Origin of the sequence: [Actinomadura] parvosata subsp. kistnae (genome assembly GCF_900323885.1) — a bacterium.
In the GTDB taxonomy this organism is placed as follows: Bacteria; Actinomycetota; Actinomycetes; order Streptosporangiales; family Streptosporangiaceae; genus Nonomuraea; species Nonomuraea composti.
Genome location: NZ_OOHJ01000006.1, coordinates 113,720 through 128,626, shown reverse-complemented (window position 1 = coordinate 128,626; position 14,907 = coordinate 113,720). Strand labels below are relative to the sequence as shown.

Below are 14,907 nucleotides of genomic sequence, written 5' to 3'. Positions count from 1 at the left end.
CCGGGGCCGTGCGCGTTCAGGTGGGTGAGCCGGCCCTGCGGACAGGGATGCTCATGTGCCCCAGCCGGCTGATGGAGACCGAGACGAGGTCGCCGGCGACGATCGGGCCGACCCCCGGCGGGGCTCCGGTCATGATCACGTCGCCTGGGTGCAGCGTCATGAGCGCCGACGCGTGCGAGACGATCCGCGCGATCGGCGTGACCATGTCCCTGGCCGACACCTTCTGGCGGACGGCGTCGCCGACGCGCAGCTCGATGTCGAGCGACTGGGGTCGCCGACCTCGTCGGCGGTGGTGAGCCACGGGCCGAGCGGGGTGAAGGTGTCGTGGCTCTTGCGGCGGGAGCGGTCGCCGTCGCCGCGCTCGGTGATGTCCAGGCCGATGAGGTAGCCCAGGACGTGGGAGAGCGCCGCGTCCTCGCCGATGTCCCTGCCGCCGCGCCCGATGACGAGGGTCAGCTCGCTCTCGTGGTGGATCTCGCGGCCGGCGGCGAGCGCGGGCAGGACGATCGGGTCGGCCGGCCCGCTGATGGAGCTGGGCGCCTTGAGGAAGACGTCGAAGTCCAGCAGCCACGAGGGTGGTGGCGCGCCGGCGTGGCGGGGGAGCACGACGTCGCGCATCTCGGCGACGTGGGCGGCGTAGTTGGACGCGCACGCGATGATCTTGCCGGGGTTGAGGACGGGGGCGCGCAGCCGTACCTCGCGCAAGGGACGGGCGTGCGCCTGCCGCGCGGCCTCGGCCAGGGCGGGCCGCAGCGCGGGCAGGTCCCGGCACAGCCGCAGCCACCAGCCGGCGCCGTGCGGGTCGGCGTCGCGCCGGTCGGGCACGGCGGCGGTGACGTCCCGGATCGTCTCGCCGGCCGCGTCGACGAGGCCGAGCCGCCAGTCGTCGAAGATCGCCAGTCGCATGTCTCAGCCCTTCACCGTGTAGTGGTCCAGCGCCTCGGGGTTCCAGCGCATGCCGTGGCCGGGACGGTCCGGTGGCACCGCCATGCCGTCCCGCACGGTGAGCGTCTCGGCGAGCAGGTCGTCGATCAGCGGGAAGTGCTCGACGTAGGTGGCGGACCTGGCGGCGGCGGCGAGGTGGACGTGCAGGTCGGGCAGGAAGTGCGGGCTGATCGCGACGCTGGACGCCTCGGCGAGCGTGGCGATGCGCAGGCACTCGCTGATCCCGCCGGCCAGCGGCGCGTCCGGCATGAGAACGGCGCAGGCGCCCTCGTCCAGGTACTGCTTGGCTTCGAACCTGCCCAGCAGGTGCTCGCCGACGGCGATCGGCACCGGGCAGCGCGCGGCCAGCAGGGCGTGCCCCTTGACGTCGTCGGACGGCAGCGGCTCCTCCATCCAGGCGACGTCGTGCTCGCCGAGCCGATGCCCCAGCCGCTGGGCGTCGGCGGCGGTGAGCCGCTCGTTGCAGTCCACCATGATGGTGATCTCGGGGCCGACTGCTTCGCGGACCTTGGCCACCCGCCGTACGTCGGCCTCGACGTCGTGCACGCCGGCGCGCAGCTTGACCGCCCGGTAGCCCTCCGCGACGTAGGACAGGGCGCCGGCCACGAGGTCGTCGTCGCTCATCTGGTGGGTGGCGCGCCCGCTGCCGTAGATGGGGACGGTGTCGCGGTGCGCGCCCAGCAGCCGGAACAGGGGCAGGCCGGCGCGGCGGGCGCGCAGGTCCCACATGGCGATGTCCAGCGCCGACAGGGCGGGCAGCGCGACGCCCCGGCCGACGCGGTGCGTGGCGGCCCAGAGCCGGTGCCAGGTGCGCTCCCAGTCCAGCGGGTCGAGGCCGGTCACGGCCGGGGTGTAGAGGGAGGTGAGGATGGCGTGGGCGCCTTCGATCCCGCCGGTGAGGGCGTAGGTGAAGCCGGTGCCGCTCGCCCCGTCCGTGTCGTGCACGGTGACGTGCAGCACCTGGACGCTGGTCGCGCCCGATCCGCCCCTGGCGGCGCCCAGCGGCACGACGACCAGCCTCGCGGCCACGTTGTCGATCTTCAAAGGTTCAGCTCCTGTCTTGCGCGGGCAGGCCGAGGCAGAGCCAGCCCTGCCGGACCTCGACGGGGTAGGTGGGGACGGGCTGGCCGCGGCGGTCCAGCCGCTCGCCGGTGCTCAGGTCGTAGCGCCATCCGTGCAGGGGGCAGGTGACGGCGCCGTCGCCGACGCTCCCCTCGCTGAGCGGGCCCCCCATGTGCGGGCACGATCCGGCCAGCGCGTGATAGCCGTGCTCGGTGTGGAAGAGGGCGATCCGGTCACCGTCGATCTCGACGGTGACCGACTCGTTGAGGGGAAGCGCGCCCGCGGGGGCGAGGCGCACCCAGTCGATCACGTAGGCGGAGGCAGGTAGTACGAGAGGTACGCGCCGGTACGGGCCCATGCGGTGGTCGCGGCCACGGGCCGGTACACCTCCGGCCGGAAGTCCTCGTGGAAGGCGTGACCGGCGCCCGGATAGGTGTAGATCTCGGCGGGCTTGCCGCGCAGCCGCTCGGCCAGTTCGGCGGCGTCGGCCGGCGGGACGAGATGGTCGGCCTCGCCGAAGTGGCCGAGCACCGGGCAGGCCGCCTTGTCGAGGGTCTCCAGGGGGGAGACGGGCTTGTTCTCGGTGAGCTCGGTGTAGCGCAGCATGCCGTAGAACGTGATCGCGCAGCTCAGGTCGGGGATCTGGGAGGCGGCCAGCAGCGCGTACGTGCCGCCGATGCAGAAGCCGAGGGCGCCGACGCCGCCGTACCAGCGGTCCTTGAGCCAGGCGACCGCGTCGCTCATGTCGGCGAGCACCTGAGGGTCGGACAGCGAGGCGACCGCCCGCATGACCTTGTCCATGCCGCTGAGGTCGGGGGCCTGGCCGCCCTGGCGGGCGTAGTAGTCGAGCACCAGGCAGGCGTAGCCGTCGGCGGCCAGCCGGTCCGCCTGCCGCAGGATGTAGTCGTTGACGCCGGCGATCGCGGTGGTGAGCACCAGCGCGGGCCGCTCGCCGCCGCCGCTGCCGTCGCTGACGAGGAACCCTCCGGCGCCCCGCTCGCCGAGGACGACCGGCTGCCGCACGATCTCAGGCATCGACGTCGTCCTTCGTCCGGGTGACGCTCCAGGAGGGGCTCGTTCCCGTGACCATGTGCCGGATGTTCTCCTGACCGAGCGGCTCCTCCCAGAACAAGGTGCGGCTGACGGCCATCATCGGCATGTCCTGGACGACGTACATGAGGGTGTCGGCGTCGCCCTCGGCGTAGTGCGCGTGGTACGCCCAGGCGGGACAGGCCAGGGTGTCGCCCTTCTCCCAGTGGTACTTCGTCCAGGTCGAGCCGGCCTCCTGGACGGCGGTGTAGCCGCTGCCCTCCAGGATGTGGTAGATCGCGACCGAGTTGTGGCGGTGCGGCGGGACCTCTTCACCGGGGTGGATGAGCTGCCAGCCGATGAAGATGAACGGTGTCGCGCCGACGAGCTCGCCGGTGTCGGCGTTCACCGTCGTGCAGAAGCGCCGCTCGGCCTCGCGCAGCGGCTCCTCGGCGAGCCGGTCGAGGGTGGCGCGGACGTCTGCGAACTTCCAGAAGGCCGGGCGGGTGTCCGGCTTGTTGACGACCTTGAAGTAGTCGTCGGCGGTGAGAACGGAGGCCACCTCGTTGGACTCCGTCACCGAGCGCATGTTGGGGAGCAGCTCGCGGTACTCCTCGATGCTGATCGCTTTGCCGTGGGCTGGTCGGGACTCTGTCATCGCGGGGCACCTGCTTATCAGTTTAGGTATGACTTTACCTAAAAAAGCATCTACTGATCGGCGCGTCAAGAGGGCAATGGGCGCAGATCGGCGCGGGCCAGTCGCGCGGCAGATTCGATCGCTCGGGCACCGGTGCCAGGCTTGCCGTGAACCCTTATGTGCTCGAAGGAGAGACCCCTTTGATGGCCACTCATCGCTTCGTGGCGCCGGCGAGACCGGCGTACTCCAGGCAGCGGACGGACCCGGCGCGGCCGGCGCACTCCAGACACCGGATGGAATCGGCGCAGCCGGTGACCATCCTCGCGAGCGGGCTCCTGGCCGCGCTGGCCGCCTTGTCCGGTGTGGCCGCCCTGGCCGGCACCATCATCGGCGGGCCGGGCCAGGTACCCGCCGATTTGGCGTATGAGCCGTTGGTGGCCGAGTTGCATCGGGCCGAGGTCCACACCGAGCTCGTCATGCGCGGCCACGTCACTGCCAGTGCCGGGCTGTTCGTGCTGGCGGTGACTCTGCTGCTGGCCACCCGGCAGCGCGGGGCGCACGTGGCGCTCACCCTCGTCACGCTGCCGGTCATCGCCTTGTGGGTGTACGACGTCGGCGCGAGCGTCGTCGTGCTCCGGTCGGTTCTGTCGTTCGCGGCCGCGGGCTGCGCGGCCTGCATGCTCGTCCTGGTCTGGCTCCCGTCCTCGCGCAGGTGGCTGGCGTTCCGGCCGGGCCGGTAGGACCAGGGAGAAGGGGCCGGCCGGGCACGCGCTTCTGACCCGCTGACCTTGGGGCCCGAGCGCAGGACCGGTCACCGTACGGATCCGCGCCGGCCTCGGCTCGCCTGTCTACGCTGAGGTGTCCGGGACAAGCGGTAGCAGCAGTTCGTAGAGGCCGCGCAGCCGGTCGGCGTCGATGGGCGGGAAGACGACGGTCGCGCCCACCGCGAGCAGGTAGGGCAGCAGGGCCGCGGTCCTGGCCGCCTCGTCGCTGTCCACGGCCGGTCGCCACACCTGCTGCAGCGCGGCCAGCCGGGCCTCGTCGAGGCGGGTCTGCACGGCGCGTACGTCGGCGTCCCAGGTGGCCCAGGCCCGCAGGGCGATCTCGAGCTCGGGCCGGTAGAGGCCGGTGCCGTCGGGGCGGACGAGCCGCGTCAGGTGCGCGAGCACGGCGCGGGCGTCGGTCGATCCGGCGGCCTCGGCGATGGCACGGTCGAGCGTTTCGAGTGACAGGCGCTCGACGTGCGCGAGGAGCTCCTGCTTGTATCCCTCGGCGCCGTCGAAGTGGTGGTGGAAGGAGCCCTTCGACAGCTTCAGCCGGGCGGCGATCCGGTCGATGCGGACCCCTGCCGCACCCTCTTCCGCGAGGACCTTCAGCCCCTCGTCCAGCCACCGGTCACGTGCCGTGCTCATCGGGCGAACGTAGCACAGGCGCCGGGCCGGCCCGGGTGTGCACGGGCGCGGGCCGGCCTCATGGCAGGAAGCTGTAGATGCCGGTCGCGATGCAGATCAGGAGCATGCCGGTGGCGTTGAGGAAGAGGTTGCGGCCGAAGTCGCGGGCCATGATGTGCATCGAAATGGCGATGATGAAGTACAGCACGAGCGCGGCGCAGGTGAGGGCGGCGAGGTACGGCAGCCAGATGCCGATGATCAGGCCGGCCGCGGCGGAGAACTTCAGCGGCGGCATCATCCACCAGTAACGCCGCGGCCAGTTCACGTCCTCGAAGCACTGGGCGATGAACGGCATGGGCTTGATGCACATGACGGCGTCGCCGGCCTGGATGAAGGCCAGGACGACGACCGGCCAGACGGGGTCGGGCAGGGCGTACCAGAGGGGGCCGGACAAGGCGTACATGTCTCTCCTCGGATCACAGGACGGACAACCTAACGAGACCGTACCATACGGTACGGTATGGCACGGAAGAGCCCGGCGGCCAGACAGGCGACCGGGATGACCGGCAGCACATACCGATGGTCGAAGTCAAGGACCGCGACCGGGCCGACGAGCAGGCCGATCGCCACCACCCAGGGCAGCAGGGCCACGCGGGGGCGGCGGATGGCGGCGGCGCCGAGCAGCAGAATCGCGCCCAGGAGGGGACCGCGCAGATAAGCGACGTACTGGTAGGCGATCAAAAGGTCGGCGTACGGGGAGACGGAGCTCTGGCCGCGAATGTCGGGGTCGTACTCGCGGGTGACCTTATCGATCAGCGGCTGGGCGGGCAGGTCCCCGTGGCCGTGGCCAAAGCCGAAGGCGGGGGTGACGCGGACGGGGTGGGCGATCGGGGTCCAGGAGAAGGCGATGGCGGTGTCGGTGGCGACGTCGGCCAGGTAGTCCAGCGGCTGGGCGAGGATGGCGCGGATGGCGAAGGAGCGGGCCAGGCCGTTGTGGGTGAAGCGGTCACCGGGCAGGCGGTTGAGTGAGGCCTGCGGGGCCCAGACATATTCGGAGGCGGCGTCGGTCGTGGTGCCGTTGGGGCACAGGACGGCCAGGTCAGGCGGGGGCTGGATGCGAACGCAGTCGGCGAAGGTCATGGTGCGGGCCCACAGTGCGACCCCGTCGGCCCCGCTGATGGCGAAGCGGCCGTGGCAGACGGCGTACCAGGTGGCGTAGCCGCTCAGAGGCAGGGCGGCGGCCACGGTGAGCGCCGTCAGGCGGCGCAAGCCGGCCCGCTGGGCGGCCAGGACGAGGCCGACGAGCAGGAGCAGCGGCAGCGCGATGGTACGAGTCAGGGTGGCGGCGGCGAACAGCAGGCCCGCGGTGGCGGTGGCGCGCAAGGACAGTGTCGGGTTCCACAGCAGCGCAGCCAGGGCGGCCGTGATGAGAAAGATGAACTGCGTGTCGGACAGGACCGCGTGTTCCAGGCGCAGGAAGGAGGCGTCCAGCAGCAGCGGCGCGGTGGCGGTGGTGGCCGGCCAGGCGGGTGCCGATCGGCGGCGCAGTACCGCGTAGAGCAGGATGGCGGTGGCCAGGCCGAGGGTGTGCTGGACGGCGGCGATCAGGTCCACGTTGTGGAAGGGCAGCAGGGCGCGTAGTAGCAGCGGGTAGCCGATGGGGTGGAAGGTGGCCGAGGGGGCCGGGTGCACGGCGGTGTCGAGGTAGGTGAAGGAGTCGTACCAGTAGAGGGTGGCGGGGCGGTAGCCGAGCATCGTCACCAACCGCAGCGCGGCGGCCAGGGCCAGCAGGACCATGAAGGCACGGTGGTCAGCGAGGGCAGTGGCGCGGCGTTGCGCGGGCAGGGCCGTGCGGGTGTCGGCGAGCATGTGGCGTCCGATCGTCGGCAGGAAGCCCGCGCGGGCACCGGCGATGAGAGCGCCCCGGCCAGGGCCTGACAGACAGCCAGACGCTAATCGCCCCGCGTACCGGCGCACATCTGTCACGTGACTGGCCCTGCGAAGGGCGGCCCATGCGTACGGTCTCTTGCGATGCCGGGCGGACAGCCCCCGTTCGCGGCGGAGCGAGCATCGACCGATCTGGCAGGGCTTCAGGCCGCTGCCCTCCAGCACTTTGCGGGTCTCCTCCAGGAGACGGACAGGTACTTGACCGTACGGCTCTGCGCCGTGTGTGCGGTCGGCCCGGTAATGGGTGAGCTGACGGCGATGGATGCCGTGCGGCGGTAGGCGGCGCAGCAGGTCCTCCAGGCTGTCGCGGCCCATCGTGGCTCCGGTACGCCGGTCGGACCAGATGAGTTCCTCGGGGGTGCCGCTGCCGAGGTGCGCCCGGGCCGGGTCTCGAAAGCATGGATTCGAGAAGAGCAGGCCCCGTCACTATGGGTGACAGAGTTGTGGACCGGCGCTCGGCTTCCCAACTGGGACGCGGCGTTAACGGGGTTCCTCCTGGTCGGCTGGCCCAGCCTTCTTCCCTATCGGATCCCGCGGGAAGGCGATTCCGGCTTGCGGCGAAGGATGGATGATCGTGACCGCCGACCGGAAAGCCGACCTGATGCCGAAGACAAGAACGTGAGCGCCGACGTGAGCGAACAGGTGACCGACGCCGAGCTCGCCGCCCGGTACCGGCGCGACCCCGACCTGTTCACCGCCGTCCACGACCGCTACTACCGCGACATCTACCTGTACGTCGCCGGCCGCCTGGACACGCAGATCGCCGAGGACCTCGCCGCCGAGACGTTCCTGCTGGCCTTCGACCGGCGCGACCGCTACGAACCGGAACGCGGAGACCTGCGGCCCTGGCTGTTCGGCATCGCCACCAATCTGATCGCCAGGCACCGCCGCAAGGAGACCCGCCACTACAAGGCGCTGGCCAAGCTGGGCCCCGAGCCTGTCGTGGAAGGCCACGAGGACCGGGTCGTCACCTCCGTCGCCGCCGAGCGCATGCAGCCGCACCTGGCCAAGGCGCTCGCCATCCTGCCCGGCGGCTGAGCGTTGGGGACATCCAGCGGGCGGTGGCGCGGGCGGCGTTCGCGGCGCGCTTGGGGGCGGCCCGCGAGTGGCGGGCGGTCCGCAGGCTGGTCGAGCTTCGCGCGGTCTACGCCGGCCGGCACATGGAACGGCACCGCGACGAAGAGTACCGGGAGTGGTGGGTGGCCGTGCTGTTACGCGCCATCATGCCTGAGCTGAAGACTGCCGGTGTGCTCGCCCTTGTTGAGCGGCCGAACGATGCCACCCTCACGACCGCGCTGGCCTGGCAGGTCTCCCTGTTGGGCAACACGTCCCCCGCGGAGGAGACATGAGCCCGGCCCCTTCGAGCAGGCGCGGCAGCGTGACCCCGTCCCAGGCGTCCGCCGCCGCATCCCAAGCCTTGGTGCGCCGGTCCGTCGTGCGCCGCACACCAACGTCACGGAAAGGCGTGACCATGACCGCAACCTTCGCTCCCACGCCCCGATGCGACGTGCCTTGGGGCCGATCCTGACACCGGCCCGGCGACCAGCCCGGCCACGCCGCCCAGCTCGCCCTCCTGGCGCGTCGACGGCGTCGAGATCGAACTGTTCATCCGCTACTTCGGCGCCCATCCGCCGGTCGCCCGGATCAACCGCAGCTACCAGGACGGCCGCCGCCTGACCCGCGACCTCGGCCCGGCGCTCGCCACCGAACTGGCCGGCATCCTCGACGCGCTCAACGGCCGCAGCCGGGAGCTCGTCGCCGTGCCCCGCACCACCGCTGAGGTGTTCGATGAGTGAGCAGGCGCGGCGGCGGGCCCCTCACCCCTTCCGGAGTCCACCACCTCCCTACAAGCCCCGTGCCGGACCGCGCCCCTACACCACGACAGGAGACACCAGGGGACGACACGAAGACCCCAACAACCCCGGGACAAGGAGGTCGACGGGACCGAAGGCGGAACGGGCAGCACCGACGACCAGCGACAGGAACCCCAGGGCAACCACGCCAAAGGGAAAGGACGGACAGTGACCGTCACCCCCGAACGCCTCATCGTCGCGTTCGCACCCGGGCAAGCCGGCGACATCAGCCCAGCCGTCATCGACGTCGTGCGCGCCGTGCCCCGCCACCTGTTCGTCCTTGCCATGTGCCCGGTCGCCGAGGAGGAAGGGGCGCGTGGCTCGGCACACGCGCAACACACTGGACCGCCTGTGACCGACGCGCCCAGCTCTGGTCTCGCGGGGACACGTAGGCTCCGTGCTGCGGCAGAGTGATTCGCTGGCGACAAGCAGCAACGTTTGCCGGTCCGATCACCCGCCTGCCGGACTTCGCGTCCACCTCGGTGCCCGGTCGCGGGCGCGTACCCGGGCACACGTGCGGACCTCACATCCGGGCTCGCAGCACGTCGAACTCGCAGCCTGGCAGGGACGGATCGAAGCCGTTCTCGATCAGCCAGCGGGCCGCCACCAGACTTCGCCACGACCACCACCCACGGATCACGTCGAGGTCAACGTGGGTGCCGTAGCCGGTCACCAGATCGTTGAGGTGCTCCTCGTGTCCTAGCGTCAGGACGGCGAGGTCGTACATGGCGTCGCCCTGAGCCGCCTCGGACCAGTCGATCACACCGGTGATTTCGTCATCCTCGACGAACACGTGGGTGATCTGCAGGTCGCCGTGCATGAACACCGGTTTCCACGGCCGCAACGCAGCCTCGGCAACCTGGCGGTTACGAGTCACGACGTCCTTGGGAAGGACGCCGTTCGTGACGAGCCACGCGCACTCGTCATGGAGGCGCGAGGCGATCTCGTCGAGGCGCCGGCCGGGCCATGGCGGCAGGGGCGCGTCGTGTAGGGTCCGCACGGCCGCACCCGCCGCGGCCCACGCCGCCGGTGCCGCGGGCGACGGCTCACCGAGGTTGCCCAGTGCCGTCCCGGGCAGGGCGGCGAGCGCCAGCACGGGCGGCTTGCGCCACAGGACCTGCGGAGTCGGGATCGGCGCCAGGGCCATCGCCCTGACCTCGACGTCGGTGCGCGTCTGATCGACGTCGATCTTCAGAAACACATCACCGACACGCAGGGTCGCTCGCTCGCTATGGGCGACGACGACCTCGATCTCCTCCATGCCGGCCATTATCGGGAGATGATCGCCGACGCCACAACGGGTTAAACGCCCACCTGGCACGCCGATACCGGGGCGTCAGCCCCCGGTACCGGTGGAGCGGGCATCGACCGAGCGGGAGCGGTAGCCGCCCGCTTCGACGGCCTTGACGATGAGGTCGTGGACGGGGCGGGGCTTCGTGGTGAGCAGGCTGGTCAGATCGGTGCCGCGAGCTTCGAGGACGCCCGCGCCGGCGTTGGCGAAAAGCGACACCGAGTGCCCGATCTGGTAGGGCTCCAGGCCGCTGCCCTCCAGCGCCTTGCGGGTCTCCTCCAGGGAGACGGGCCGGTATTCGACCCTGCGGCCCAGCGCCGTGCTCAGCACCCCGGCGATGTCGTGGCCGCCGATCGCGGTGACACCCTCGAGCTCGTAGACCTTGCCCGCGTGCCGGCTGCGCCCGCCCGCGTCGAGGTCGTGCTGGGTCTCGGCCGCCACGCGTACGGCCACGTCCGCGAGGTCCTCCTTGGCCACCACCGACACCCTGCCGTTGCCGAACGCCGCCGCGAAGACCCCCGTGGCCGCGGCGGATCCCGCTCCCGCCGCGGCCAGGCCGACCGGCACGTCGGCGTAGAAGCCGTTGCGCAGGACGGTCACGTCGAACGGGGCGGCGGCCAGGCGGGCCTCGGTCCAGCGATGTGACAACGCGAGGGTCATCAAGTCGCCCGAGCCCGCCAGGCTGGTGTAGATCACGTGCCGGACGCCCGCCGCTGCCGCCGCCGCGACCACGGCCCCGTGGCGGGCGAGCACCACGTCGTCCTCGGCGTACCCGGCCGAGACGAACACCAGCACGTCCACCCCGGCGAACCCGCCGGCCAGGGTCGCCGGGTCGTCGAAGTCGACGCGGCGCGCCGCCGTACGGGTGGCGGAGCTGGTGCCGGCCACCACCTCCATCCCGCCGGCGGCGGACAGGCCGTCCAGGACCAGGCCGCCGAGAGCTCCGGAAACACCGGTGACGAGAATCATCTGGGGACACTCCTTTGTGTTGATCCCGCGCGGACAGGTGGAGTATGCGCGGGTCTTCACGCAGGGCGTAAGGAGGCACTTTCGTGTCTGTCACGAACACGGCGGTAACCTCCCAGGTCACCGTGGTCATCTCGGCTAGGGTCAGGAGCGCGCTGGGCGATGTCACCTGATGGGGGCCGGATTCGCCGAGGGGTTCTTCTCCGGATGCCGCGCGTGCGGATCGCCGTGGCACCCAGACGCCAGGATCGAGATCGTCAAAGTCTCCTGCGGTGAGCACGCCTGACGCCGGCGCGGGGAACGGCGGAGGCAACTTGTAGCCGCCGTAGATCGAGCGGGTGCCGACCGTGCTGTCCCGCAGCCTCGCGCACCTGGTCAGCTCGTAGGGAGACCAGTGCAGCCGGAGGTGCACGGGGAGAACTCCTCAAGGCTCGTCATCGCCTGCTCCGGTGGAGTCTCGCCGGGCGGGTCATTCCAGGACCCGCAGCACGATCTTGCCGGTGGTGCGGCCGGTCTCGCCCAGCCGGTGCGCGGTGGCCGCCTCCGACAAAGGGAAGACGCGCTCGACCGCGGCGTGCAGCCGTCCCGTGGCGGCCAGGTCCGCGACGGCGGCCAGGGCGGCGTTGTCGGGCTCGACCAGCATGAAACCGGCATGCAGCCCGAGGGCCGCGGCGTGCGGTTTCAGTGCGTCGTCGGCCGGTGAGGCGAGCGAGACCAGTGTTCCCCCCTTGCGCAGCACGTCCAGGGACCGGAGTCCGTAGTCGCCGCCGACGGGGTCGAGCACGATGTCCACGTCCCGGACGGCGGTGGTGAAGTCCGTGATGGTGTAGTCGATGAGGTGATCGGCGCCGAGTCCGCGCAGGAACGCATGCTTGTGCCGGCGTGCGGTGGCGACGACGTGGGCGCCGTGTGTCTTGGCGATCTGGACGGCGATGTGCCCGAAACCGCCGGCGGCGGCGTGGATCAGAACCCGCTGTCCCGGCTGGAGCCGTGCGGTGTCGAAGAGAGCCTGCCAGGCCGTCAGCGAGACGAGAGGCAGGGCCGCCGCGTGGATGTGGTCGATCTGCGGTGGTTTGCGGGTGAAGTGCCGGGCGGGAGCCGCCACGTACTCGGCGTACGCCCCGGCCTGGTGGGGGAAGCGGGGCATGCCGAAGACCTCGTCGCCCTGCCGGAACAGCGTCACGCCCAGGCCCGTGGCCTCGACCCTCCCGGAGACGTCCCATCCGACGATGGGTGGGTCGGCCCACAAGCCGAGGCCGCCACTGGTGCGCTGTTTCCAGTCGGTCGCGTTGACTCCGGCCGCGTGCACGCGCACCAGGATCTCGCCGGGCCCCGGCGTGGGCCGGGGAAGCTCGGTCTCGCGCAGGCCTTCCGCGCCTCCCCAGGCCGCCACGACGATGGCCCGCATCCGCGCGGTCGTGTCGTTCATGTTCGATGTGCCCCTCTCGGTGTGCAGGACGCCGCCAGCCTGCCGCCGGAGGGGAGCGACCACCATTGGCCGGAAGGTCACTTTGTGCCAGGATCTGGCCATGCATCGTGTGGTCGTTCTCGCGCTCGACGGCGTCATCCCGTTCGAGCTGGGCATTGCGTCCCGCATCTTCGGCGAGGCCACGGGGGCGAGCGGGGAGCCGCTCTACGAGGTGATCGTTTGCACGGTGGACGGAAAGCCTGTGGTCAGCAGCGAGGGCTTCGCGATCGGCGCCGCGTATGACGCCGGGGCCCTCGACGGCGCCGACACCGTGGTGATCCCTCCGTTCACCGCTCTGGGGCCGGTGCGCGAGCACGGCCGGTTGCCTGAGCCCGTGGCCGGGGCGCTGTCGCGCATCCGGCCAGGCGGCCGCATCGTGTCGATCTGCACGGGCGCGTACGTGCTGGCCGCCGCCGGTCTGCTGGACGGCCGTCCGGCGACCACCCACTGGCGCGAGGCGGAGGCCTTCCAGCGGACGTTCCCCCAGGTCAGGGTCGATCCGAGTGTGCTGTTCGTCGATGACGGCGACGTGCTCACCTCCGCGGGCGCCGCCGCCGGGGTGGACCTGTGCCTGCACCTGGTCCGGCTGGACCACGGCAGCGAGGCCGCCAACCGCGCGGCCCGCGGCTGCGTCGTGCCGCCCTGGCGGGACGGCGGGCAGGCGCAGTACGTCGAGCGGCCCATCCCCGAAGCGGCGCAGGCCACCACCGCCGGCACCCGGGCCTGGGCGCTGGAGCAGCTCGAACAGCCCCTGACCCTGGCCCAGCTCGCCGCCCATGCGCGAACGAGCGTGCGCACCTTCACCCGCCGCTTCCGGCAGGAGGTCGGGATGACCGCCGGGCAGTGGCTGACCAGGCAGCGGGTGGAGCGCGCCCGCCGCCTGCTGGAGACCACCGACCTGACGATCGACCAGGTAGGCGACAGGAGCGGCTTTGGCGGCCCGTCGTCCTTCCGGCAACATTTCCGGACGATCGTCGGCATCTCGCCCGCCGCCTATCGCCGCAGCTTCCCTTCACCCGAGCGCGTCACCCCGGCGGTGAGAGGGCGTCCTGACAGCGGAGGGTGAGGCAAGCCCGGCGGCTCAGCCCCCGAGGTTCGTGCACTTCTCGGCTTCGGCCTCGGCCGCCTTGTCGTCCTTGCCCAAGCCCTTGACCTGCTCCAGCGTGATCTTCCCCGCCATGTAGGACTGCAGGTCGTCCTGGTCGCCGAACTTGAGCGCGACCTCTGCCATGCAGTCGGTCAGGTCCCCCGGCAGCCCCTTGAAGTTCTCGTCGGCGGTCAGCTTGCCCACGAGCCCGGCCTTGTCAGGCGCGCCGGTACCGCCGGCGTCACCAGCGGCATCACCACTGCCGCACGCCGCGACGGCCAGGGCCAGGGCAGCCGTCGTGATGCCCAGTGTCAGAGCGCGGACCGTCGTGGAGAGGATCATGTGGGTGCCTTCCGGATTCGGCGTCGAAGATCATGTGGCTTCGGACGTGGAAGCAATGATGCAGACGGCCACACCCCCGGTCCATCGGATGCGCCCCTGATTCCGGAGACCAGTCACATGACGGATACGGCCGATCCCAGAAGATCGTCGAGGTCCGCCTCGATGCGGGCGCGGGCGTGCTGCAGGTGCCGGAGGGTCCTGTCCAGGCCAGGCCCCACCAGGCTCGCGGGCCGTGCGTGGTGATGGTCATGGCGCCGAGCGTGCGGCCGGAGCGGTGCTGGATGGGGGTGCCGACGGCGGTGATCGTCTTCTCGCACTCGCCCTTGGAGATGGACCAGCCGGTGCTTCTCGCCCAGGTGACGCCGTTCATGAGCCGGTCGAACTCCGCCGTCGAGACGCCCGCGCTGTGATCCACGCCGAGGTACAGCCGTTCGAGCGCCGGGTCAGGGAGAGCCGACAGGATCGCCTTGCCTCCCGCGGTCCTGTGCGCGGGCAGGATGGATCCCCGCCAGTCGTGGGTGCCGCCGGGCACGGTCGCGCTGGACAGGACGCGGATGTCGTGCTGGGCGTGGACGGCCAGGTTGATCGAGTTGCCGACGCGCCGGCTGAGCCGGATCATGTGCGGCGTGGCGATCCGGCGCAGGTCGCGGCTCCAGCTCAGGCCGGCCGCCCCGGCGGACATGGCGGGCCCGGGGACGTAGGCGTGCGTCTCGTCCTGGACCAGGAAGTCGCGGTACACCAGCGCCTGGAGCAGCCGGTGCGCGCTGGAGGTGGCGATGCCCAGCTCCCGCGCCGCCTCCTTCACGCGGATGTCGCCCTCGTCGCGGACGAGCTGGATTAGCCGGAGACCGCGATCGAGGGCATTGGTGGGGTACATGGGCGGTGCTTT

16 protein-coding genes and 1 pseudogene are annotated in these 14,907 nt (G+C 71.2%); 4 read left to right on the top strand and 13 right to left on the bottom strand.

Annotated features, from left to right (window positions below):
- Positions 1 to 16: 16 nt before the first annotated feature.
- The 5 genes and pseudogenes from KIS93_RS64535 to KIS93_RS04215 all read right to left on the bottom strand — a co-directional run bounded on the left by KIS93_RS64535 (position 17) and on the right by KIS93_RS04215 (position 3,694).
- Positions 17 to 618, bottom strand: a pseudogene (locus KIS93_RS64535) (fumarylacetoacetate hydrolase family protein).
- Positions 619 to 909: 291 nt separating this feature from the next.
- Positions 910 to 1,989, bottom strand: coding sequence for a mandelate racemase/muconate lactonizing enzyme family protein (locus tag KIS93_RS04230; RefSeq protein ID WP_186403667.1), 1,080 nt, complete (start codon positions 1,987 to 1,989; stop codon positions 910 to 912).
- Positions 1,990 to 1,993: 4 nt separating this feature from the next.
- Positions 1,994 to 2,317: a Rieske (2Fe-2S) protein gene (locus KIS93_RS04225; protein ID WP_186403666.1), complete on the bottom strand. Its 324-nt coding sequence runs from the start codon at positions 2,315 to 2,317 to the stop codon at positions 1,994 to 1,996.
- Positions 2,314 to 3,042, bottom strand: coding sequence for a dienelactone hydrolase family protein (locus KIS93_RS04220; protein WP_186403665.1), 729 nt, complete (start codon positions 3,040 to 3,042; stop codon positions 2,314 to 2,316). Before KIS93_RS04220 ends, KIS93_RS04225 begins: the two co-directional genes overlap by 4 nt.
- Positions 3,035 to 3,694 (bottom strand): cupin domain-containing protein, encoded by a 660-nt coding sequence (locus KIS93_RS04215; RefSeq protein ID WP_186403664.1) that lies wholly within the window; start codon positions 3,692 to 3,694, stop codon positions 3,035 to 3,037. Before KIS93_RS04215 ends, KIS93_RS04220 begins: the two co-directional genes overlap by 8 nt.
- Before the next feature lie 182 nt (positions 3,695 to 3,876).
- Between KIS93_RS04215 and KIS93_RS04210 the strand changes: the two genes are divergently transcribed.
- Positions 3,877 to 4,413, top strand: a complete 537-nt coding sequence (locus KIS93_RS04210; RefSeq protein WP_186403663.1) for a hypothetical protein — start codon at positions 3,877 to 3,879, stop codon at positions 4,411 to 4,413.
- Positions 4,414 to 4,521: 108 nt separating this feature from the next.
- Here the strand turns inward: KIS93_RS04210 and KIS93_RS04205 are convergent, their stop codons facing one another.
- The 3 genes from KIS93_RS04205 to KIS93_RS04195 are packed head-to-tail and all read right to left on the bottom strand — an operon-like array spanning position 4,522 to position 6,933.
- On the bottom strand, positions 4,522 to 5,085 hold the full coding sequence (locus KIS93_RS04205) for a TetR family transcriptional regulator (RefSeq protein WP_186403662.1): 564 nt from the start codon (positions 5,083 to 5,085) through the stop codon (positions 4,522 to 4,524).
- A 58-nt stretch (positions 5,086 to 5,143) separates the two neighbouring features.
- The gene (locus tag KIS93_RS04200) at positions 5,144 to 5,527 is read right to left on the bottom strand and encodes a DoxX family protein (RefSeq protein WP_186403661.1); all 384 of its coding nucleotides are present in this window, start codon (positions 5,525 to 5,527) and stop codon (positions 5,144 to 5,146) included.
- A 29-nt stretch (positions 5,528 to 5,556) separates the two neighbouring features.
- On the bottom strand, positions 5,557 to 6,933 hold the full coding sequence (locus KIS93_RS04195; protein WP_186403660.1) for a hypothetical protein: 1,377 nt from the start codon (positions 6,931 to 6,933) through the stop codon (positions 5,557 to 5,559).
- Between the two features lie 696 nt (positions 6,934 to 7,629).
- Between KIS93_RS04195 and KIS93_RS04190 the strand changes: the two genes are divergently transcribed.
- On the top strand, positions 7,630 to 8,049 hold the full coding sequence (locus KIS93_RS04190; RefSeq protein WP_246005174.1) for an RNA polymerase sigma factor: 420 nt from the start codon (positions 7,630 to 7,632) through the stop codon (positions 8,047 to 8,049).
- Between the two features lie 23 nt (positions 8,050 to 8,072).
- A complete protein-coding gene (locus KIS93_RS04185; protein WP_186403659.1) occupies positions 8,073 to 8,360 on the top strand; it encodes a hypothetical protein in 288 nt (95 codons plus the stop codon).
- A 1,027-nt stretch (positions 8,361 to 9,387) separates the two neighbouring features.
- Here KIS93_RS04185 and KIS93_RS04180 read toward each other — a convergent pair.
- From KIS93_RS04180 to KIS93_RS04170, 3 genes are all read right to left on the bottom strand, one after another.
- Positions 9,388 to 10,125 (bottom strand): aminoglycoside phosphotransferase family protein, encoded by a 738-nt coding sequence (locus KIS93_RS04180; protein WP_186403658.1) that lies wholly within the window; start codon positions 10,123 to 10,125, stop codon positions 9,388 to 9,390.
- A gap of 75 nt (positions 10,126 to 10,200) precedes the next feature.
- A complete protein-coding gene (locus tag KIS93_RS04175; RefSeq protein ID WP_186403657.1) occupies positions 10,201 to 11,124 on the bottom strand; it encodes an NAD(P)H-binding protein in 924 nt (307 codons plus the stop codon).
- 466 nt (positions 11,125 to 11,590) lie between these two features.
- Positions 11,591 to 12,550, bottom strand: coding sequence for an NADP-dependent oxidoreductase (locus KIS93_RS04170; RefSeq protein WP_186403656.1), 960 nt, complete (start codon positions 12,548 to 12,550; stop codon positions 11,591 to 11,593).
- 100 nt (positions 12,551 to 12,650) lie between these two features.
- On the opposite strand from KIS93_RS04170, the gene KIS93_RS04165 reads away from it, so the two are divergent.
- Positions 12,651 to 13,655 (top strand): GlxA family transcriptional regulator, encoded by a 1,005-nt coding sequence (locus KIS93_RS04165; protein WP_186403655.1) that lies wholly within the window; start codon positions 12,651 to 12,653, stop codon positions 13,653 to 13,655.
- Positions 13,656 to 13,670: 15 nt separating this feature from the next.
- On the opposite strand, the gene KIS93_RS04160 is transcribed toward KIS93_RS04165, so the two are convergent.
- Together KIS93_RS04160 and KIS93_RS04155 are read right to left on the bottom strand one after the other, a co-directional pair.
- Complete coding sequence (locus tag KIS93_RS04160) at positions 13,671 to 13,880, bottom strand: hypothetical protein (protein WP_186403654.1); 210 nt, start codon at positions 13,878 to 13,880, stop codon at positions 13,671 to 13,673.
- Between the two features lie 49 nt (positions 13,881 to 13,929).
- Entirely contained in the window at positions 13,930 to 14,895 is a 966-nt protein-coding gene (locus tag KIS93_RS04155) for an IclR family transcriptional regulator (protein WP_186403653.1), read from the bottom strand.
- Between the last annotated feature and the right edge of the window lie 12 nt (positions 14,896 to 14,907).